The organism is Acinetobacter sp. 1294596, assembly GCF_000582925.1.
Taxonomy (GTDB): Bacteria; Pseudomonadota; Gammaproteobacteria; order Pseudomonadales; family Moraxellaceae; genus Acinetobacter; species Acinetobacter radioresistens.
In genome coordinates, this window is record NZ_JFCC01000006.1 from 1 (window position 1) to 20,109 (window position 20,109).

Genomic DNA, 20,109 nt, shown 5'->3' on the forward strand with positions numbered 1-20,109 from the left:
AATCTATTATTATTTTCTAAAATTTTTATATAAAATTTATGTTTTTCAAGTAATTTATGCTATAAATTTTACGCTCTGCCTAATTAATCTTATAACTTATTTTAGTATCTATGTGATGTATTATGCTTTTTAACTCCAATTTAATCTTTAAAAAGGTTATAACTTTTTCAATTGTTGGTATATGTTCAAATCAGATTTTTGCTGCTTCTGAAACAGCTGAAAATACCCAAGACTTTGAACTCAGTGGTAATATTACTCTTACCAGCGATTACCGTTTCCGCGGGATTACCCAGACCCAAACTGATCCAGCTATTCAGGGAACCGCAACTCTGACACATAAAAGTGGATTATATTTTAGTGCTTTTGCCTCGAATGTAGATTATGGTACTGCAGACCCTCATATGGAACTTGATCCATCAATTGGCTATAGCACGCCTCTCAAATTATCAAGTTCAGTACCTGTAACTTTAGATATAGGTGCAAGTTACTATAATTATATTAGTGGTAATGAGGGTGATTATGCAGAGTTATATGCCAGACTTATTCTTGAACGTATATTAATAAATGATGACAGTCTATTAACAAGTCTGAGCTATACCAATGACTATGCAGGTCAAGACAAGAATAGCTGGAATGCTACGCTGGGGTATGCTGTACCGCTTGCCCAGACTAATTTCGGTGCGGTGGCCAGTATTGGCTATACTACTGTAGATGACTATGATTTTAATCAGCAAGGTGAAAATAGTTATTTCGACTATAAAGCTGGTCTGACTTATAATTTCGCTTCTTTCCCTGATGCAAGCGCAGAACTTGCTGTAGTGGGTACTAATCTGGATAAAGATGCGTTAGATCATGCTGGCAAGCGCGGTGTAGATACTGGCGCAGTATTTACCCTTACCAAAGCTTTTTAAAATGCGATAAGCTCAAAAGTATGACTGCGTACTTTTGAGCTTTATTTTTAGTAATCTGGCTATAAATATATTAATAAAAACAGTTTATATCAGTTAGATTATTCTCCAGGATATTCACTTTGATAAATATGAAATAGTTTTATGTCATTGTTTTTATTTTTTTAAAAAGTTTATATAGAAATTAGAATTTACGCAAAATTTACGCCCTTTAGTGCTTTGTCAATAGAAAATTTACGGTGCCCTTTTTCATACTTGATAGTGGAATTTTCCAATGATCAAGGTTCGAAAAATGTTTACCCAATTTGCAGATGATGCGTACATGAGAATAAGTCATCATGGGGACGCGTTATTAAATAAGAAAAAATACCAGATGCTCCTTCTGTCTTCTAATTTATTGAAATAGGGGAAAGAGGCATGTTGGAATTCTTTTTATTGATCGCGCTGGTAGTAATTTTTGCTTTTCCTTTGGGGAAATATCTATCAGACGTGATGCAATATCACAAAATGAGAAGTGACATCCTGTTTAGCTGGATAGAAAAACCTGTTTACGCCGTACTGGGCACTCAGCCTCAACAGGAAATGAGTGCCAGAACCTATATATTGAGCTTTGTCTTAAGTTGTTTTGTAGTAGGCATGCTGGTCTGGATACTCTTTATGGTACAGGCATGGCTACCACTTAATCCAAACCATGCACCTAATATGTCATGGGACCTGGCTTTACACACCATGATTTCTTTCCTGACTAATACTAACCAGCAGCATTATTCTGGTCAGGCACAGCTATCTTATTTGTCACAAATGGTCGGTATTGTGGGCTTGCAGATAATTACGCCTATGATGGGGCTGGCTATGGTAGTTGCTACCTTGCGTGCGTTGTTTAATCTGAAACAGCCAGGACCTATCGAATGTGATAACAGTTCAGCGCTGGCCAGACTAAATGTAGGAAATTACTGGGCAGATGTAATTCGGCCAACATTCCGTTTTTTAATTCCACTTTGTCTACTCTGGTCGCTGCTACTGAACAGTCAGGGTGTACCTTCGACTTTTGAGGGCGGGCCAGAGGTTCAGGTAGTTCAACCTAATGCTGAACTTTCCACTCAGAAAATTCCATTAGGGCCTGTGGCACCGATGGTGGCAATTAAACAGCTTGGTAGTAATGGCGGCGGCTGGTATGGGCCAAACAGTAGTGTGCCCTTAGAAAATCCGACACCACTTTCCAATTTTCTGGAAATGTTGGCAATCTTGCTTATTCCAGTTTCTATTATTGTCATGCTGGGTTTTTTGACCAGACGTCCAAAATTTGCAGGCTTTGTATTTGGTTCAATGCTGCTGATGTCAGTCATCTCGGCGACTGGCGCAATCTGGTCAGAAAGCTTATCTGATACAGCCACAAATATCTCATCAATGGAAGGTAAAGAAGTCCGCTTTGCTGAGAGTTCTTCAGCACTCTGGGCTGCTGTGACAACGCAGGTGAATAATGGTTCTGTCAATATGATGCATGATTCATCCGCACCATTGACTGGACTGGTTGCATTGTCAAACATGTTGATCAATGCCATCTGGGGTGGAATTGGTTGTGGCTTGCAGCAGTTTCTGGTCTATCTGTTCCTGGCGGTATTTATTGCCGGGCTGATGACAGGTCGTACACCAGAGCTATTCGGCCGAAAAGTGGAAGCGCCTGAAATCAGATTACTGGCTGTGGTTATTCTTATTCAGCCAGCAATTATTTTACTGTTCACTGCAATAAGCCTGTTCTTTCCTGAACTTACTGGTAACAGTAATCCCGGGAGTCATGCAATCAGCCAGGTATTTTATGAATATGTTTCGGCCTTTGCCAATAATGGTTCTGGGTTTGAAGGACTGGCTGATAATACTGTCTGGTGGAATATCAGCTGTAGTATTGCACTGCTGGCAGGCCGCTTTCCGGCACTGATTATTCCTTTACTGATTGCTGCGCGTCTGGCAGTTAAACGGCAGGCACCTGAAAGTGCAGGCAGTCTGAAAGTAGAAACGCCAACGTTTGCCTTAACACTGATTGCCATTGTGGTCATGCTAACTCTTTTACAATTCATGCCTGTCTTGGTCTTGGGACCCATTGCTGACTATTTACTACTGGTTCAGGGCTAAGGGGAAAATAATGAAATCTGTGAATCAAACACAAAAAGTTCCTGCTCTATACCAGAGCGCTGCCTGGAAAAATGCCTTTATTAAACTGCTCCCACAGCACATGATTAAAAATCCGGTAATGGCAGTGGTATGGCTGGGAACCTTGATTACATTGTTCAGTACAGTGTTCGGACAGACCCAGCTGTTTTTTGGGATGGCTGTTACTTTTATTCTTTTTATTACGGTCTTATTTGCCAATTATGCAGAAGCTGTAGCAGAGGCCAAAGGACGCGGGCAGGCAGCTTCCCTGCGGCAGGCTCGTCAGAACCTCACGGCCCGACGTTTAAAAACCTTGCAGGATAAGGAGGGCGAACAGGTCGCTGCTACAGTACTGGCTCTAAATGATTTAATAGAAATCCGGGTAGGGGAGCTGATTCCTGCAGACGGTGAAATTGTGCATGGTTTTGCCACGATTAATGAAGCTGCGGTTACTGGCGAATCTGCACCTGTACTGCGTGAAGCAGGGACGGACCGTTCTGGTGTGATCGGAGGAACCAAAGTTCTGACTGACCGCATTATTGTACAGGTCACTGCTGAAACTGGACATAGTTTCCTGGACCGGATGATTGCACTGGTTGAGGGCTCAAACCGCCAGAAAACTCCCAATGAGATTGCTCTGGGGATTTTATTGACAGTTATGACCCTAACCTTTGTGCTGGTGGTAGCAACCCTGCCAGTCATAGCCGGATCTCTGGGTATTACTCTTGATCCAATTGTACTGGTGGCCTTACTGGTCTGTCTGATTCCGACAACGATTGGTGGTTTGTTGCCTGCTATTGGTATTGCTGGCATGAACCGCGCATTAAAAGCCAATCTGATTGCCAAATCTGGCAAGGCGGTTGAAGTAGCGGGAGATGTCGATGTGCTATTACTGGATAAAACCGGAACCATTACTTATGGAGACCGTCAGGCAACTGCATTTTATCCACTAACTGGCGTAACACCATCTGAGCTACGTCAGGCAGCAGTATTAACATCATTTGCTGACCCTACACCAGAAGGTAAATCTGTGGTGTCTCTGGCAAAAGAACTGGGCGAGCATGTGCCCCAGCCAGAACAGGCCGAATTTATTGCTTTCAATGCCGCCAGCCGTATTTCTGGAATTAATCTGGAAACTGGCCAGCAAATCCGCAAAGGAGCCATAGATGCAATCTTGAAATTTACCTCTCAGTCTCTTGAAAATAATCCTGAACTGAAAACACGGGTAGAGCAGGTAGCCTCCAAAGGTGCAACGCCACTGGTAGTCAGTTTAAACCAGAATATTCTTGGAGTGATTGAACTATCTGATGTGGTCAAACCCAGCATTAAAGAAAAATTTGCACGCCTGAGAGAGATGGGAATCAGGACCGTTATGATTACCGGTGATAATCCTCTGACTGCGGCTGCAATTGCAGCTGAAGCTGGCGTAGATGACTATATCGCCGAGGCTAAACCAGAAGACAAACTGGCCTGTATTCGCCGCGAGCAGCAAAATGGTCATCTTGTGGCAATGGTAGGGGATGGTACTAATGATGCACCGGCATTAGCACAAGCCGACATTGGTCTGGCTATGAATTCTGGAACTCAGGCTGCTAAAGAGGCCGGTAATATGGTAGATCTGGACTCAGATCCGACCAAACTGCTGGCAGTGGTTGAGATTGGGAAACAGCAGCTAATTACCCGCGGTGCATTGACAACTTTCTCGCTGGCAAATGACATCTCTAAATACTTTGCAATATTACCGGCTTTATTTGTATTGGCTATTCCACAAATGCAGGTACTCAATGTCATGCAACTCGCCAGTCCGGAAAGTGCCATTCTTTCTGCACTGATCTTTAATGCCATTATTATTTCATTACTGATTCCACTAGCATTGCGCGGTGTCAAATTTACGCCTTCCACTTCAACTCAGCTATTACGCCGAAATATGCTGATTTATGGCGTGGGGGGAGTCATATTGCCTTTTGTTGCTATTAAGGGCATTGACCTGATTGTCAGCCTGATTATGGGTGTTTAAGGAGAATCATATGCAAATATTAACTCAGCCTGTTACACAGCCAGCCATTAGTACTTTAATCAGGCCAGCAATCGGTTTAAGCCTGTTCGCCTTAGTAGTATGCGGGTTTGGTTATAGTGCGATTGCAACAAAGATCGGACAAGCAATTTTTCCAGAGCAGGCTCATGGCAGCCTGATTAAATATGAAGGCAAGGTTGTTGGTTCCAAACTGGTGGCGCAGCCTTTTACTGCTCCTTCTTATTTCCATTCACGGCCATCAGTGGCCAATTATGACCCAATGGCGCTGGCGGGAAGTAATCTGGCCAGAACCAATCCTGAACTTCAGAAAGTGATCGCTGAACGTATTGTTCAGGTTGCCAGCCTTGAAGCAATTCAGCCAGATCAGATCCCTAAAGATCTGGTCACTGCCTCAGGAAGCGGGATTGACCCTGAAATTAGCGTACAGGCAGCTCTCATACAGGTAAAGCGTATTGCTGAACAGCGTAGTATGCCTGAACAGCAGGTAAGGGAACTTGTCCTTAAATACGCCCAGCAGCCAACATTTGGAGTATTAGGTTCAAACCGGGTAAATGTACTGGAGTTGAATCTTGCACTTGATCAGCTAAAACGAAAATAAGTTTTCAAGATTTCATTTATACTGAAATATGCACGTTCAGGATCATTAATACCTTGCTCAAGAGATTGATGATCCTCTGTTTTAAGAATGAAAAATGACAAATATACAAACAAATAAGGCCGATATACTGTTACAGCAGGTCAAGCGTCATCAGACGGGGCACATGACAATTTTTCTGGGTGCAGCACCAGGAGTGGGAAAAACTTTTGCCATGCTGTCACGTGCGCATGAGCTATATGGACAGGGCCAGAATGTAGCAATTGGTTATATTGAAACTCATGGGCGTCTGGAAACTGAGGAGCTGGTTGCCGGCCTGCCTGTGATTCCAAGAAAGATAGTTGAATACAAAAACCATAATCTTGAAGAGATGGATCTGGACAGTATTTTACAGATCCATCCAGACATTGTACTGGTAGATGAATTGGCGCACCAGAATATACCCGGGAGCCGCCATAAAAAACGCTGGCAGAATATTAATGAGCTTCTTGATGCCGGTATCGATGTTTTTACCACCATGAATATTCAGCATCTGGAAAGCTTGAACGATGTCATATTCCAGATTACGGGAATACGGGTAAAAGAAACCGTACCAGATCAGATTCTTGAACGTATCCGTGATATACGCCTCATCGACTTACCGGTAAATGAGCTGCTGGAGCGTTTAAATCAGGGTAAAGTTTATGTACCTGATCAGGCGGCGCATGCCTTAAAAAGCTTTTTTAATATTGCCAACCTGACAGCATTACGTGAACTGGCCATACAGACGGTGGCCCATCATATTGATATAGATGCACGGGAGCAGTTTGATGTAAAGGGTCTTTCGCTAACGCCCCTGAATAATCATGTGCTAATCATGATTCAGGGTAACCAGAACTCTGAAGCATTGGTACGGATAGGAAGCCGTATTGCCGAACGTCGTAATGCAAAATGGACTGTAGCTGCATTTTTAACTACAGCATCCGGTCATAACCCGATCTCATTTGAAACTCACAGTACAGGCAGGGAAATTGAGCGGGCGCTTCATCTGGCACGGCAGCTAGGGGGAATGACCGATATTTTATATGGAAAAAATTACGCAGGGACACTGTACAATTTTGCCTGTGAACGGGGAATTTCAATACTGGTACTAGAACAGGAAAGTCGGCCGCTATTTTACAGCTGGTTAAGGCCGCCCTTAGCCCATCAGCTGTTAAAATATCAACCCGCATTTGAACTGAGTATTGTTCCGGTTCAGCAAGGTAAGCCGCAAGCCTACCGTTTTAACAGGCAAAATTATGTCTTAAATTTAAAAGAACTGATTTTTGTACTGATCACAACGATAACTAGTATTCTGATTGCAAAACTAAGTGTGCAATACTTAAAAGTTGAAGAGCTATCACTGATTTTTATTACTGCGGTTATTTTTGTTGCAGCCAATACCCGAATGACTGCTGCCATGCTTGCAGCTATTCTTTTTTTCTTTGCCTATAACTTTTTCTTTATTCCACCGACATTAACTTTCCAGATTTCGGCTCATAAAAGTGTGATCACTGTAGTGGCGTTTCTGGCAGCAGCACTTATTGCGGGCCGTTTGGCATCACGCTTGCGTGAACAGGTGGTCGCCCTAAGATCGGCAAACAGCTATAACAGTATTATGCAGGATTTGGGGCAGAAACTCTCTGTTGCGGTTGACCTGCAGCAGGTCATTGAAATCGGACAGAACAGTCTGGAAAAAAGTTTAAATGTTCAGGTCTGGTTTAAGCTGAGTGATGAAACAGCACTAAGCTCAGATGAAAATATGCTGACTGAAAAAGAAAAAATTTCGGCAAACTGGACATTGAAGAATCACCAGCCTTCCGGGCGTTTTACCCAGACTTTGAGTGAAAGTGCTTGGTGGTTTCTGCCTTTATTGGCTTCGAAAGAATGTATAGGTGTTATCGGGCTCAATATTTCAGAAAATCAGAGGGAAATGAATATTGAACAAAGACGTCTGGCTGAAGCTATGGTGGAATATATTACCCAAGCTATTACCAGGACGCAGCTCAGCAAGGAACTGGAATATGCCAATATCAGCTCTGAAACTGAAAAACTTCGTTCAGCTTTACTTTCTTCGGTGTCTCACGACCTGCGCTCACCTTTGGCTGCCATGATAGGAGCAGCAGATACTATTGCTACTTACAAGTCTACTATGACCGAAGAAGACCAGCTTACTTTACTCGAGACCATAGGGCTGGAAGGAGAACGTCTAGACCGTTATATACAGAATTTGCTGGACATGACTCGACTGGGCTATCAGGGGTTGAAACTGACGCGTGACTGGATTGAGGTCCATGAACTGGTGGATACAGCAACCAGACGCTTAAAACGTTATAAACCTGTAGTTGAGTTTAATATTCAACGCCTGCCGCAAGAGCTAAAAATTTACGTACATCCTGCGCTGATTGAACAGGCATTATTTAATGTGCTGGAAAATGCTGCCAAATTTAATCCTGAAGATCAGCCAATTGATATTATTCTTTCACAACCTGATACTGCACATATCCAGTTTGATATTAGTGACCAAGGTAAAGGTATCGATATTGCTGACCGAGAAAAAATTTTTGATATGTTCTATACCATGCATGGCGACCGTAATCCTACTGGGACAGGCTTGGGACTGGCGATTGTTAAAGCCATTATCTCCGCACATATAGGAAGTATTAAGGCGCAGATTGGTCTCAAAAATAAAGGGACCAATATTCAGATTGTTTTACCTGTCCATATTTCACAAGATTAAAAGGCAATAACTGTGAATATACACCCAGCAGAAACCAGAATCGTAGTGATTGATGATGAACCGCAAATCCGGAAATTTTTAGGAATCGCATTAAGGTCCGAGGGCTACCAGACTCAGCTATTTGGCACGGCTATGCAGGGACTGGAATATCTCTCTTCCCAAAGTGCGCAACTGGTTATTCTGGATTTGGGCCTGCCTGATCTGGATGGTCAGGACGTATTGAAAGAACTCAGGTCCTGGAGTGAAATTCCAGTTATTGTGCTGTCGGTACGCTCAGATGAACAAGAAAAGGTGACCTTGCTGGATGCCGGAGCCAATGACTATGTAACCAAACCGTTTAGCGTTCAAGAGCTCATGGCCAGGATTCGTGTGGTCTTGAGGAGCAGGCTAAACCAGACTGAAACCCATGACTATGACGATGGTTATCTAAAGATCAATTTTGTACAGAGACAGACCTATATCAACAGCCAGGCGGTTGCTCTTACCCGAAAAGAATTTCATCTGCTCTCATTGCTGGCCAGAAATCGGGGGCAGTTACTGACTCAACCACAAATTTTAAAGGAGCTATGGGGACCTACCCATCAGGAAGATACACATTATCTTAGAATACTGGTGGCTAAGCTTAGAAATAAACTGGGCGAAGATGCAATTCATCCTCAATATATTATCACTGAACCTGGAGTTGGGCTGCGCTTTCTGGGCAAATAAAATTTCTCAGCACTTATTTTTTAATTAGCTGAATTTTATTTATATAAATAAAAAGCTAATAGGTATATTAGCTTTTTAAACTTGATATTTGGAGTATTAACTATAATTAAAATTAAATATCCCAGTTTTGTTCGGTTTCAGTAATCTGGTTATAAACATTATAATATTCAGCAGATTTTACTGTACACCATACCTCTATAAATTCTTTACCTAAATATTTTTTTAATACCGGATTGTTCTTAAGAAGATTTAATGCCTCGAGCTGATACTTGGGTAAATTAATATGCTCATGTTTTGATTTCGCAAGATGGACTGGCTGCGGAGTATCTAACTGGTGTTCTAAACCATGTAAGGTAGCAATCAGTATGACAGCAATAGCCAGATAAGGATTACAGTCTGCGCCAGCTACACGGTATTCTAGACGCTGATTTTCCTGATCGGAGCAAGGTATACGGATGGCAACATTGCGGTTATTAATTCCCCAGTTTGCTTCCAGTGAAACATGATGACCAAGTGTAAATCTGCGGTAGGAATTAATGTTGGGGGCTAATATAGCCATTGATGCAGGCATTAGCTGAATCATGCCACTAATCGTTTTTAACAACATTTTTGATGGTGTGGACAGATCATTTGAGCTAAACAGATTTTGCATGGAAGCATTGCACAAGCTCATATGAAAGTGCATACCGCTACCCGCTTTTAGCAGGGTGGGCTTGGCAAGAAAGCTGGCATGCAGCTGATGTTTTCTGGCCACCTGCTTGATAATACGTTTTAGCGCCATGATCTGATCGCATAACCGTAAAATATTCGAAGTATGCTGAATATTGATTTCATACTGACCAGAGGCCGCTTCTGCAACAATACCGATCATTTCAATAGATTGTAAACGTGCAATCTGCTCTACTTCTTCAAGTACATACTGATAGTCGTCAGGCGTATTCAGGTCAAAACACTGACTTGATAAAACCTCATCTTCCCCATCTGCATTTTGCTTGTAGAGATAGAACTCAAGCTCAGCCGACATCACCGGATAATAGTCCTGCTGATGAAGCTGAGCGATAATATGGCTTAAAAGATTGCGGGGTTCATATTTACAGGCCTCACCATTTTCATCTTGCATGGTCAGATAAAGCTGTGCATGCGTCTCAGGCTGAATAGCGCAAGGTTGTAATGTGCCAGAAATTGGTGTGCAGAGCATATCAGGCTCACCAATTGACTTTCCGAGACCTGTTTCCTCAACCACTTTGCCATCTAGATCCATAGCATAGACAGACAAGGGAAAATAGCAGCCTTTATAAATCTTCTTCAAACTTTGAACATCAATCTGTTTGCCACGGACATGTCCGTTCAGATCATGCAGGCAGATATCAATATGTCGGGTAAGGGGATATTGGCTTAAATATTCATTGACTTCGCTGGAAAATAAATCTTCTGGATGATCAATATTTAAATATTCTGGTCTCTTGTTGAGTAAATTCTCTTTAATTTTAATAAAAGGATTTAGATCTTTTTCTTGGGTTGGAACGCTAATACTACTCATGCTTAGAACCTTTTTTATAAGGATAAGAAAATAGTAGATGAGTACAAAAAATTATTACGTAAAGAGTTCGTAATTTTTTAGATTGTAAGCGTTTAAAAATAATAAATTCATTTTTTTATATAATTCTATTGATGTAATTAAATAATTTATTTATATAAGGAATTAAAGCGTAGATATCATTTTTACTATAAAAAAGTATATGTTTTAATTAAATCAAATATAAAAATAATTACCTTAAAATACATTTAAGATCTGAAAATCTCTATTGGGATAGCTAGAAGTTCTATCCTCACTACTGCTTAATAAAAAAACAGGATGGATTGTGATCCAGCTCATCTCGGTTGATAATAATATTTTAATGCCCGGATGACTGAAGATGAAGATCGTAGCAGATGAGAATCTTGCTTTTACAGACTACTTTTTTTCAGATTTTGCTGAAATTGACCATCGTGCTGGCCGTAGCCTCATGCATGAGGATGTGAAGGATGCGGATGCTTTACTAGTACGTTCTGTAACACGTGTCAATCAGCAGCTTATTGAAAATACAAAATTAAAATTTGTTGGTAGTGCTACAATCGGAACAGATCATCTGGATATTCCTGCTTTAGAAAAGCAGCAGATTAGCTGGTCAAATGCAGCGGGCTGTAATGCACAGGCCGTTGCTGAATATGTAATTACGGCATTGCTGTATTTAAAACCAGAGTTACTGGATGCTGGAAAACAGTTTACCTTGGGGATTATTGGTCTGGGTAATGTCGGTTCACGGCTGGCTTATATGGCAGAACTGCTAGACTGGCAAGTAATCGGTTATGATCCTCTGGTTAATCACTTGGCGGTTACACAGGTTCCATTGCACGAGTTGCTGGTTTCAGCGGACGCAGTTTCTCTCCATGTACCATTGACTAAAACAGGGCATTATCCTACTCATCATTTAATTAATGCCGAAACTTTGGCTCTTATGAAAACTCAGGCAATTCTGGTGAACTCGGCAAGAGGACCAGTTATTGAAGAGCAGTCTTTAATCCATGATATACAAACCACACATCGTCTGGTAGTACTGGATGTATTTGAACATGAACCCGTGATCTCTGAAGAGCTCCTAAAATGGGTAAGACTGGTTACACCACATATTGCTGGTTATAGTCTGGAAGGAAAGGCCAGAGGGACACAAATGATTTATGAAGCTTTCTGTGAAAAATTTGGTTTTATGGCCAGCAAGACTTTTATAAGCCAGTTACCCGTATGCGAACAATATTTTACTGAACAGACAGATACTAAAACTGTTCTCAAAACTTGTCTCGGCAAAATTTATGATATAGCCCGAGATGACCAGAATTTACGTGCTTGTCAAAAGGACGGCAGGATTGATCAGCAGGCTTTTGACCACTTGCGTAAGACTTACCCACTGCGCCGTGAATGGTCTGCGCATGGGGGGCCTCAGGCATGAAACATAGTTATCAGCCCACCTGTACATTAGAAGTAATGCGGGCACGTGCTACCATGTACACCCAGATTCGTCAGTTCTTCGCTGAACGGAATGTGCTGGAAGTTGAAACACCTGTACTTTCACAGGCTGGAGTCACTGATGTACATCTTGCGTCTGTATCAGCGCAGCGCCATGTAGAAGGGAAGTTGCAGATACATTATTTGCAGACATCGCCCGAGTTTGCCATGAAGCGGCTATTGGCGAGTGGCAGCGGTCCGATTTACCAGATCTGCAAGGTGTTTCGTGATGATGAGCATGGCCGCAAACATAATAGTGAATTTACCATGCTGGAATGGTACCTGCCAGGTTTTAGTCTTCTTGATTTGATGCATGAAACCACAGCGCTTTTAAATATATGTCTGGCGCAACGTTTTGGTGAAATGCGCCCGGTGGTAATAAGTTATAAACATGCATTTCAAGATCGTCTGGATATTAATCCATTACAAGCTTCTGTAAAACTCCTGAAAGATACTGCCAACCGTTTAGGCATAAACCTGGATCTGGGTGATGACCGGCTTGCCTATATTGATCTGCTATTCTCACATTTCGTCGAGCCAAGTTTAGGCTTTGATGCACCCGTATTTCTTACCGATTTTCCACCAGAGCTAGCTTCTCTAGCCAAAGTGAAAACTGATGAGGATGGGGAACAGGTAGCGGCCCGTTTTGAGCTTTATATTGAAGGACTGGAATTGGCTAATGCCTATGATGAGCTAATTGATAGCAAAGTGTTGCGGGAACGCTTTGAAGCTGACAATACAGAACGAGGTACACTTGGCCTACCTATCATGCCAATAGATGAAAATTTATTGACCGCTCTACAGTATATGCCGGAATGTTCAGGAATTGCCTTGGGAATTGATCGTTTATTAATGATAGCAACCCGACAGATGCGGCTGGAAAATGTCATTACATTTCCTGCACAGATTGCTTGAGTTTAAAATAAAAAAACCGCTCGAAAGAGCGGTTTTTTTATGAGCAAAGACAATTAGTCTTGCTGAATGCCTGCAACTACCCAGTCTTGCTGAGAACCAGCAGGTTTAACAAAATGCCAGGTTTCAGAGAAAGGTTGTGGCAGACTGTTTAAGTCTTCACTCACTGTACCTGTAAACCGTACACTGACCACATACTGACCATTCTCAGTTGCACTGTCAACTACCATAGCATTTAGGTTACTGAATTCGGCAACATCTTGGTCCTGATTGGCCATAATGTCACTACGCATTGCATTATAAAGTTCCGGAGTTAAATAACGACGGATCTCTTCAATATTACTCGCCGTATTCATTGACTGAATATGGTTGAAACGTTGACGCGCAATACGCAAGAATGCTGCCGGTTCAGTGCCATCTGGTAACTGTTGGCCACTATTCGTGTAGGCCGTACCAAATGGCGCATTATTTGCCGTGTTCGCTGCAGTTGAACTGCCGCCAACTGACTGACCGAAAATATTGGTATTGTCTTGAGTACGCGGTGCTGCATTATGCTGGCCAAATGGTGATGAATTTGGTCCAGCTGAGTTTGGTGCATACGGATTGTTAGTAGCTAGTTTTTTTTTTGCTCCGAATTTACGGAATACAAAAAATGCAACTGCGGCTGCAAGCAAAACCCAGAGCCAGCCAGGAATGCCACCTTTCTCTTGTTCAGCCTGTTGCTGTGCAGCCAGCTCCTGATCATTTGCCGCTGTCTGTGCATTTGGGTTGGTATTATTGTCATCTGCTAAAGCATTCGCTGCTACTGCACCTACTGCAGCACCTGCTACACCTGCAGCAACCATTGAACCTACACCCGGACCAGAACGCTGGGGCGCAGTTGCAGGCTGTTGAACCGGAGCTGCCTGACGAGGCTGTTGATAAGACTGGGTAGGTGCCGCAGAACGTGACATACCCATACTCTTACCACCGCCGGCACGTTTTGCTTCAGCCAAAGGTGACATAACCAAGGCCGCCATTAAAATACCGGCCATCAAGCCACGCTGGTGTACTTCCATCAAAATTTCCTATATCTAAACGATTTCGATATGTTATTTATGCCGGCTTTTATATAGAAATTCAATGCTAGATCGGTATTTTTTCAAATTAAATGATTACCATATATTAAGACAGTTCATCACTCAGCTGTAGCGCTTCGCTTAAAGCCTCATGTAACCGGGCCACCGCAATCACCTGAACACCAGGTACCGGTTTCTGTGGTGCATTGGCTCGAGGTAAAATTACGTACTTGAACCCATGTTTGGCCGCTTCTTTAAGACGTTCCTGCCCATTGGGAACTGGACGGATTTCCCCAGACAAGCCGACTTCGCCAAATACAGCCAGTTGTTGGGGGAGAGCTTTACCACGCAAACTCGATGCACATGCCAGAAGTACTGCCAGGTCAGAACCTGTTTCAGTAATTTTTAAACCGCCCACTACATTCACATAAACATCCTGTCCCGAGGTTTGTACACCGCCGTGCCTGTGCATTACTGCCAGCAGCATATTTAAACGGTTTTGCTCGAGACCCAGAGCACCCCGCCGTGGCTGCCCATGAGCGTCATCGACCAAAGCCTGTACCTCGACCAATAAAGGTCGGGTGCCCTCACGGCTAATCATAACAATTGATCCAGGAATAGCTTCATCGTAACGACTCAAGAAAATTGCAGAGGGGTTGGCTACTTCCCGCAGACCTTTATCTGTCATCCCGAATACGCCCAGCTCATTGACAGCACCGAAACGGTTTTTGACTGCACGAATCATGCGGTAACGTGAATCTGACTGACCTTCAAAATACAGTACGCAGTCGACCATATGTTCAAGTACACGAGGCCCGGCCAATGCGCCTTCTTTAGTCACATGACCAACCAAAAATAATGCTGTTCCACTATTTTTAGCAAAACGGGTCAATAAGGCAGCTGATTCACGGATTTGCGAGACACCGCCTGGGGCAGACTGCAAGGTCTCAGTGTATAAAGTTTGGATAGAATCAAGAATGGCAACCGCCGGGCGCTCATGGGCAAGAACTTCGCAAATTCTTTCAACACATGTTTCAGCCATAACCTTTAGCCGGTCAGTCGGCAGGTCTAGACGCTGAGCGCGTAACACAACCTGCGAAAGTGATTCTTCACCTGTAACATAGAGCGCAGCGCTGTTTGCACTTGCCATATGTGTCGCAGTCTGTAGCAAAATAGCGGATTTTCCAATACCCGGATCACCACCGATCAGGACGACAGAGCCTGTAACCAGACCCCCACCGAGGACTCGGTCGAACTCACCAATACCAGTCGGCAGGCGCGTTTCATGAGAGACCGAGACTTTGTTTAAAGTCGTGATATTGGCAGCTTGTCCGGCATAACCGCCTCCTAAATTCGGTTTGGCACGGTGACTCACGGCAGGTTCTACCACAACTTCTATCAGGCTGTTCCATTCGCCACATTCTGAGCATTGACCTGCCCATTTTGAATGGTCTGCTCCACACTGTTCGCAGCGATAAACCGTTTTTGCTTTAGCCATAATCGAAATATATAACCTTTGGAAAAGGGTTCTATTGTAGAGATAAAGCTGCTGAAACGGAAAGCTTCGTACATATAGAACGTTAGATCATGTCGTCAGAAAGCAATTTATATATTCTCCAGAACTATAAGGATTCTACCTAAGTGGAGCATAAAGAAGTTGTTTTATAGGATGTCTGGCAATAGGAATGTTTGATATACGAAATAGCAGTAAATTTTTCCCATTATTGTGTTAGGAAAAACACAATAATTAGTCGAAGTGATTTAAAGTTATTTTTTAATGAAAATATAAGGATAATTTATATATAACTATTTAATTAATATATTAAATTTAAAAAAATACTATTAAATATTATATGAAAATTAAACTATATGAAAAAATAAAATTAATTCTTTGGTTAATTAATGTTCAAAAGAATGTTACCGAGTGAAAAATAATTTTTGTTTTAGATGAGTTTTGAGCTAAGTTTGTTGCAAAATGTTTTAAGAAGAAATTAAAAATGTCTAACCAAATGCATAGCTCTATTCCAGAAGAGGATGGAGAGCTAAAACGGAGTTTATCGAACCGTCACCTGCAGCTGATCGCAATTGGCGGTGCTATTGGTACCGGTTTATTCATGGGATCAGGGAAAACGATCAGTTTGGCAGGACCATCCATTTTATTCATTTATATGATCATCGGGGTAATGGTCTTTTTAGTGATGCGTGCATTAGGAGAACTGCTACTTTCTAATCTGCACTATAAATCATTTATTGATTTTTCTGCTGATCTGATCGGTCCTTGGGCAGGTTATTTTGTTGGCTGGACTTACTGGCTATGCTGGATCACTATAGGGATTGCTGATTTATCCGCAATTATTTACTACCTGCAATTCTTTAATAATGGCTTACCTTTTACACCATTAGAAGGAGTATTGATCAGTATTGCGTCAATTGTCTTTATTATGGGGCTGAATCTGGTTACCGTAAAACTGTTTGGCGAGATGGAATTCTGGTTTGCCCTGATCAAGATTATTGCCATTGTAGTACTGATTGCCGTAGGTCTGTGGATGATCTTTACTGGCTTTACTTCAACAGCAGGTGAAGTAGCTTCCTTTACTAACTTGTGGTCACATGATGGTCTATTCCCCACAGGGATGAGCGGTTTCTTGGCAGGCTTCCAGATTGCAATTTTTGCCTTTGTTGGCGTAGAGCTGGTCGGTACAACAGCTGCTGAAACTAAAGACCCGGAGCGTAATTTACCTAAAGCGGTTAATTCAATTCCAATACGGATTATTATTTTCTATGTGCTGGCGCTATTGATTGTCATGTCAGTTACCCCTTGGAATAAGATTGATCCTAATATCAGCCCGTTTGTAAACCTGTTCAGTCAAGCAGGCGTAGCAGCAGCTGCAATTATTATGAACCTCGTAGTGCTGTCTTCGGTCATGTCATCAATGAACAGTGGTGTTTTTTCAACCAGCCGGATGCTATTTGGCCTGTCCCGTGAAGCTCAGGCACCACGCTGGTTTGGTAAACTGACATCACGCGCTATTCCGGCAAATGCCTTGTATTTCTCAGCTGTCTGTCTGTTGTTGGGAGCTGCTCTACAGTATTTTGTTCCAAACGCAGTTCAGGCATTTACATTGGCAACAACCTTGTCAACTATTCTGTTCATCTGTGTCTGGATCATCATTATGTGGAGTTATATTAACTACCGCAAACAGCGTCCGGAATTGCATGCTAAGTCAATTTTCAAATTGCCAGGTGGAGTATTTACCTGCTGGGTGGTCATTATTTTCTTTATTGGGATGGTTTATGTATTGTCCTTGGAAGCAGATACATTCCAGGCGCTCAAGGTTAGCCCGTTGTGGCTGATTATTCTGGCCATTGGCTACTTCTTTACTAAAAGTAAGAAATCATAATTTGCAGTAACTGTTAAAAAACGTCAGTTTAGAACTGGCGTTTTTTTTCATCTCGCTTTAATCTCTATAGCCTGAAACACTATGGTCAAAAGATTGATCACAGTATACTTTATGGAAATTATCGAATAGGTGGCCAGATGCGTCTTGTCGTTTGCTACATCAGTGTATTGGTTACGGCGACTCTACTTGCCGGTTGCGGTCAGTCAGGGGTTCTACAGCTACCCAATGATCCCAATTATGATAAACGTGCAAGATATCTGCTTTATCCAAATACCGCGCCCGAGCAAAGCAAGCCCAGCGATACCCATCAAGCTCAGCAATCTGACGAGCCAGTAACCGAGACTTTTGCAGCACCTGATGCTGAACCAGCTACTCAACCTACACCATAAGCAGAACAGATAAGGATACATTCATGAGTTTTACCCGCATCAATGGGGTGTTGCATGCAGAGCAATGTTCACTGAAGCAGCTTGCACAGCAGTTTGGTACACCTTTGTATGTTTATTCAAAACAGGCTTTTGAAAAACACTATACAGATATGGACCGTGCATTTGACTTCATTGATCATCAGATCTGTTTTGCCGTGAAATCTAACTCCAATCTTGCGGTTCTGGGTGTGTTGGCCAAACTGGGTGCCGGTTTTGACATTGTCACTGGTGGTGAGCTGGCTCGTGTTCTGGCTGCTGGCGGTGATCCGGCTAAAGTAGTATTTTCAGGTCTTGGAAAAACGGAAGCAGATATTGAAAAAGCCTTAAATGTTGGAATTGCCTGTTTTAATGTTGAATCTCATGCCGAGCTTGACCGTATTCAGAAAGTTGCTGAAAAATTGGGTCAGAAGGCGCCTGTTTCCCTACGGGTAAATCCGGATGTCGATGCAAAAACTCATCCTTATATCTCAACGGGCTTAAAAGAAAATAAGTTTGGTATACCTTCAGATAGCGTATTTGAAACCTATCAGTATGCAGCTTCACTGCCTAATTTGGATATCGTGGGGATTGACTGTCATATTGGCTCACAGCTGACTGAAACCAAACCGTTTGTAGACGCCTTGGAGCGCGTCATGTTGATGATTGAACAGCTTAATGGGTTGGGGATACAGCTCAAGCACATCGATATTGGAGGTGGATTGGGCGTAACTTATAAAGATGAAGTGCCACCGACTGTACAGGAATATGCAGATGCCCTGAAACCGGCTTTGCAAAAGCTGGGGCTGAAAGTTTATATGGAGCCGGGCCGCAGTATTTCAGCCAATGCAGGTATACTGCTTACCAGAGTAGATCTACTCAAGCCAACCAATCACCGTAATTTTGCTATCATTGATGCTGCAATGAATGATTTGATTCGACCTGCACTCTATGAAGCATGGATGGATATACAACCAGTGGAACCACATCAGGATATGCAAGAACAAGAATGGGATATCGTGGGTGCTATTTGTGAAACAGGCGATTTTCTAGGAAAAGAGCGTAAACTGGCGCTGGCAGAGGATGACCTTCTGGCCGTTCTGGGTGCTGGTGCTTACGGTTTTGTGATGAGTTCTAATTACAATACACGAGCACGGGCAGCAGAAGTTATGGTGAATAATCATCAGGCATATCTGGTGCGCGAACGTGAGACTATTGAGTCGCTGTGGGAACGTGAACATCTGTTACCAGAAGTGTGAGTAAAAAAACATGCTGGAATTTACTAAAATGCATGGGCTGGGTAATGATTTTATGGTCGTGGACCTGATTACCCAGCGTGCCTATTTCGATACGCTTACTATTCAGCGCCTGGCAGATCGTCACTTTGGTATCGGTTTTGACCAGCTCCTGATTGTTGAGCCACCAGACCTACCTACTGCTGATTTCAAATACCGTATTTTTAATGCAGATGGGTCAGAAGTAGAGCAGTGTGGTAATGGAGTGCGCTGCTTTGCACGTTTTGTGCATGAGCGCCAGTTAACCACGAAAACCAAAATTAAAGTACAGACCAAATCCGGTATTGTCGAGCCGGAACTGGGGCCAAACGGCTGGGTTCGGGTTAATATGGGCTATCCGAAATTTGCTCCAGAGCTCATTCCGTTTGTAACAGAAGAAACTGATCCTTTATATGCACTAGAGCTGAACAACAACCAACTGCTTAAAATTGATGTGGTGAATATGGGGAATCCCCATGCAGTAACTATTGTGCCAGATGTACTGACTGCTGAGGTCGCATCTATTGGTCCACAAGTAGAATCACATGTACGCTTCCCTGAACGTGTGAATGTCGGCTTCATGCAGATCCTGAATGAAAAACAGGTGCGCTTACGTGTTTTTGAACGTGGTTCTGGAGAAACACTGGCCTGTGGTACAGGTGCTTGTGCTGCTGCGGTAAGTGGCATGCGCCGTGGTCTGCTTGCCCCAGAAGTGGAAGTCGAGCTCGCAGGCGGCAAGTTACAGATTGGCTGGCGTGAGGGTGATGTGGTATGGATGACAGGTCCTACAGCAAATGTTTATGAAGGCCGTTTGGATTTGCGTTATTTTCACAGTAATTAAAACCGAATTAAATAGTATTAAAAG

Annotated in this window: 15 protein-coding genes; 12 read left to right on the forward strand and 3 right to left on the reverse strand. The window is 42.8% G+C overall.

Annotated elements, in window-relative coordinates:
- Positions 1 to 122 precede the first annotated feature (122 nt).
- The 6 genes from J502_RS04025 (at position 123) to J502_RS04050 (ending at position 9,152) form a co-directional block, all read left to right on the forward strand.
- Positions 123 to 911, forward strand: a complete 789-nt coding sequence (locus J502_RS04025) for a TorF family putative porin (RefSeq protein ID WP_005406628.1) — start codon at positions 123 to 125, stop codon at positions 909 to 911.
- Between the two features lie 414 nt (positions 912 to 1,325).
- Positions 1,326 to 3,038, forward strand: coding sequence for a potassium-transporting ATPase subunit KdpA (kdpA, locus tag J502_RS04030; protein WP_005406635.1), 1,713 nt, complete (start codon positions 1,326 to 1,328; stop codon positions 3,036 to 3,038).
- A 10-nt stretch (positions 3,039 to 3,048) separates the two neighbouring features.
- Positions 3,049 to 5,073, forward strand: coding sequence for a potassium-transporting ATPase subunit KdpB (gene kdpB, locus J502_RS04035; RefSeq protein WP_034683195.1), 2,025 nt, complete (start codon positions 3,049 to 3,051; stop codon positions 5,071 to 5,073).
- A gap of 10 nt (positions 5,074 to 5,083) precedes the next feature.
- A complete protein-coding gene (kdpC, locus tag J502_RS04040; protein ID WP_005019222.1) occupies positions 5,084 to 5,689 on the forward strand; it encodes a potassium-transporting ATPase subunit KdpC in 606 nt (201 codons plus the stop codon).
- A gap of 94 nt (positions 5,690 to 5,783) precedes the next feature.
- On the forward strand, positions 5,784 to 8,444 hold the full coding sequence (locus J502_RS04045; RefSeq protein WP_005406865.1) for an ATP-binding protein: 2,661 nt from the start codon (positions 5,784 to 5,786) through the stop codon (positions 8,442 to 8,444).
- 12 nt (positions 8,445 to 8,456) lie between these two features.
- Positions 8,457 to 9,152 (forward strand): response regulator, encoded by a 696-nt coding sequence (locus tag J502_RS04050; protein WP_005027129.1) that lies wholly within the window; start codon positions 8,457 to 8,459, stop codon positions 9,150 to 9,152.
- Positions 9,153 to 9,264: 112 nt separating this feature from the next.
- On the opposite strand, the gene J502_RS04055 is transcribed toward J502_RS04050, so the two are convergent.
- The gene (locus J502_RS04055) at positions 9,265 to 10,692 is read right to left on the reverse strand and encodes a glutamine synthetase family protein (RefSeq protein WP_034683197.1); all 1,428 of its coding nucleotides are present in this window, start codon (positions 10,690 to 10,692) and stop codon (positions 9,265 to 9,267) included.
- 376 nt (positions 10,693 to 11,068) lie between these two features.
- Here J502_RS04055 and J502_RS04060 point away from each other — a divergent pair, with 376 nt between their 5' ends.
- Positions 11,069 to 12,139, forward strand: coding sequence for a 4-phosphoerythronate dehydrogenase (locus tag J502_RS04060; protein WP_005406787.1), 1,071 nt, complete (start codon positions 11,069 to 11,071; stop codon positions 12,137 to 12,139).
- A complete protein-coding gene (gene epmA, locus J502_RS04065) occupies positions 12,136 to 13,110 on the forward strand; it encodes an EF-P lysine aminoacylase EpmA (RefSeq protein ID WP_005406750.1) in 975 nt (324 codons plus the stop codon). Before J502_RS04060 ends, epmA begins: the two co-directional genes overlap by 4 nt.
- A gap of 53 nt (positions 13,111 to 13,163) precedes the next feature.
- On the opposite strand, the gene J502_RS04070 is transcribed toward epmA, so the two are convergent.
- Positions 13,164 to 14,165: a Tim44 domain-containing protein gene (locus tag J502_RS04070; RefSeq protein WP_005027122.1), complete on the reverse strand. Its 1,002-nt coding sequence runs from the start codon at positions 14,163 to 14,165 to the stop codon at positions 13,164 to 13,166.
- Between the two features lie 106 nt (positions 14,166 to 14,271).
- A complete protein-coding gene (gene radA, locus J502_RS04075) occupies positions 14,272 to 15,663 on the reverse strand; it encodes a DNA repair protein RadA (protein ID WP_034683200.1) in 1,392 nt (463 codons plus the stop codon).
- Positions 15,664 to 16,162: 499 nt separating this feature from the next.
- Here radA and J502_RS04080 point away from each other — a divergent pair, with 499 nt between their 5' ends.
- The 4 genes from J502_RS04080 to dapF all read left to right on the forward strand — a co-directional run bounded on the left by J502_RS04080 (position 16,163) and on the right by dapF (position 20,085).
- The gene (locus J502_RS04080; protein ID WP_005406632.1) at positions 16,163 to 17,566 is read left to right on the forward strand and encodes an amino acid permease; all 1,404 of its coding nucleotides are present in this window, start codon (positions 16,163 to 16,165) and stop codon (positions 17,564 to 17,566) included.
- 137 nt (positions 17,567 to 17,703) lie between these two features.
- Positions 17,704 to 17,955: an LPS translocon maturation chaperone LptM gene (gene lptM / locus J502_RS04085; RefSeq protein WP_005406654.1), complete on the forward strand. Its 252-nt coding sequence runs from the start codon at positions 17,704 to 17,706 to the stop codon at positions 17,953 to 17,955.
- A 23-nt stretch (positions 17,956 to 17,978) separates the two neighbouring features.
- A complete protein-coding gene (gene lysA, locus J502_RS04090) occupies positions 17,979 to 19,229 on the forward strand; it encodes a diaminopimelate decarboxylase (RefSeq protein WP_005406770.1) in 1,251 nt (416 codons plus the stop codon).
- Between the two features lie 10 nt (positions 19,230 to 19,239).
- Entirely contained in the window at positions 19,240 to 20,085 is an 846-nt protein-coding gene (dapF, locus tag J502_RS04095) for a diaminopimelate epimerase (protein ID WP_034428980.1), read from the forward strand.
- Positions 20,086 to 20,109 lie beyond the last annotated feature (24 nt).

Coding starts and splice junctions, on each gene's coding strand:
- dapF (WP_034428980.1), top strand. CDS start 19,240: ATGCTGGAATTTACTAAAATGCATGGGCTGGGTAATGATTTTATGGTC.
- lysA (WP_005406770.1), top strand. CDS start 17,979: ATGAGTTTTACCCGCATCAATGGGGTGTTGCATGCAGAGCAATGTTCA.
- kdpA (WP_005406635.1), top strand. CDS start 1,326: ATGTTGGAATTCTTTTTATTGATCGCGCTGGTAGTAATTTTTGCTTTT.
- J502_RS04045 (WP_005406865.1), top strand. CDS start 5,784: ATGACAAATATACAAACAAATAAGGCCGATATACTGTTACAGCAGGTC.
- J502_RS04060 (WP_005406787.1), top strand. CDS start 11,069: ATGAAGATCGTAGCAGATGAGAATCTTGCTTTTACAGACTACTTTTTT.
- J502_RS04070 (WP_005027122.1), bottom strand. CDS start 14,165: ATGGAAGTACACCAGCGTGGCTTGATGGCCGGTATTTTAATGGCGGCC.
- J502_RS04025 (WP_005406628.1), top strand. CDS start 123: ATGCTTTTTAACTCCAATTTAATCTTTAAAAAGGTTATAACTTTTTCA.
- epmA (WP_005406750.1), top strand. CDS start 12,136: ATGAAACATAGTTATCAGCCCACCTGTACATTAGAAGTAATGCGGGCA.
- lptM (WP_005406654.1), top strand. CDS start 17,704: ATGCGTCTTGTCGTTTGCTACATCAGTGTATTGGTTACGGCGACTCTA.
- J502_RS04055 (WP_034683197.1), bottom strand. CDS start 10,692: ATGAGTAGTATTAGCGTTCCAACCCAAGAAAAAGATCTAAATCCTTTT.
- kdpC (WP_005019222.1), top strand. CDS start 5,084: ATGCAAATATTAACTCAGCCTGTTACACAGCCAGCCATTAGTACTTTA.
- kdpB (WP_034683195.1), top strand. CDS start 3,049: ATGAAATCTGTGAATCAAACACAAAAAGTTCCTGCTCTATACCAGAGC.
- radA (WP_034683200.1), bottom strand. CDS start 15,663: ATGGCTAAAGCAAAAACGGTTTATCGCTGCGAACAGTGTGGAGCAGAC.
- J502_RS04080 (WP_005406632.1), top strand. CDS start 16,163: ATGTCTAACCAAATGCATAGCTCTATTCCAGAAGAGGATGGAGAGCTA.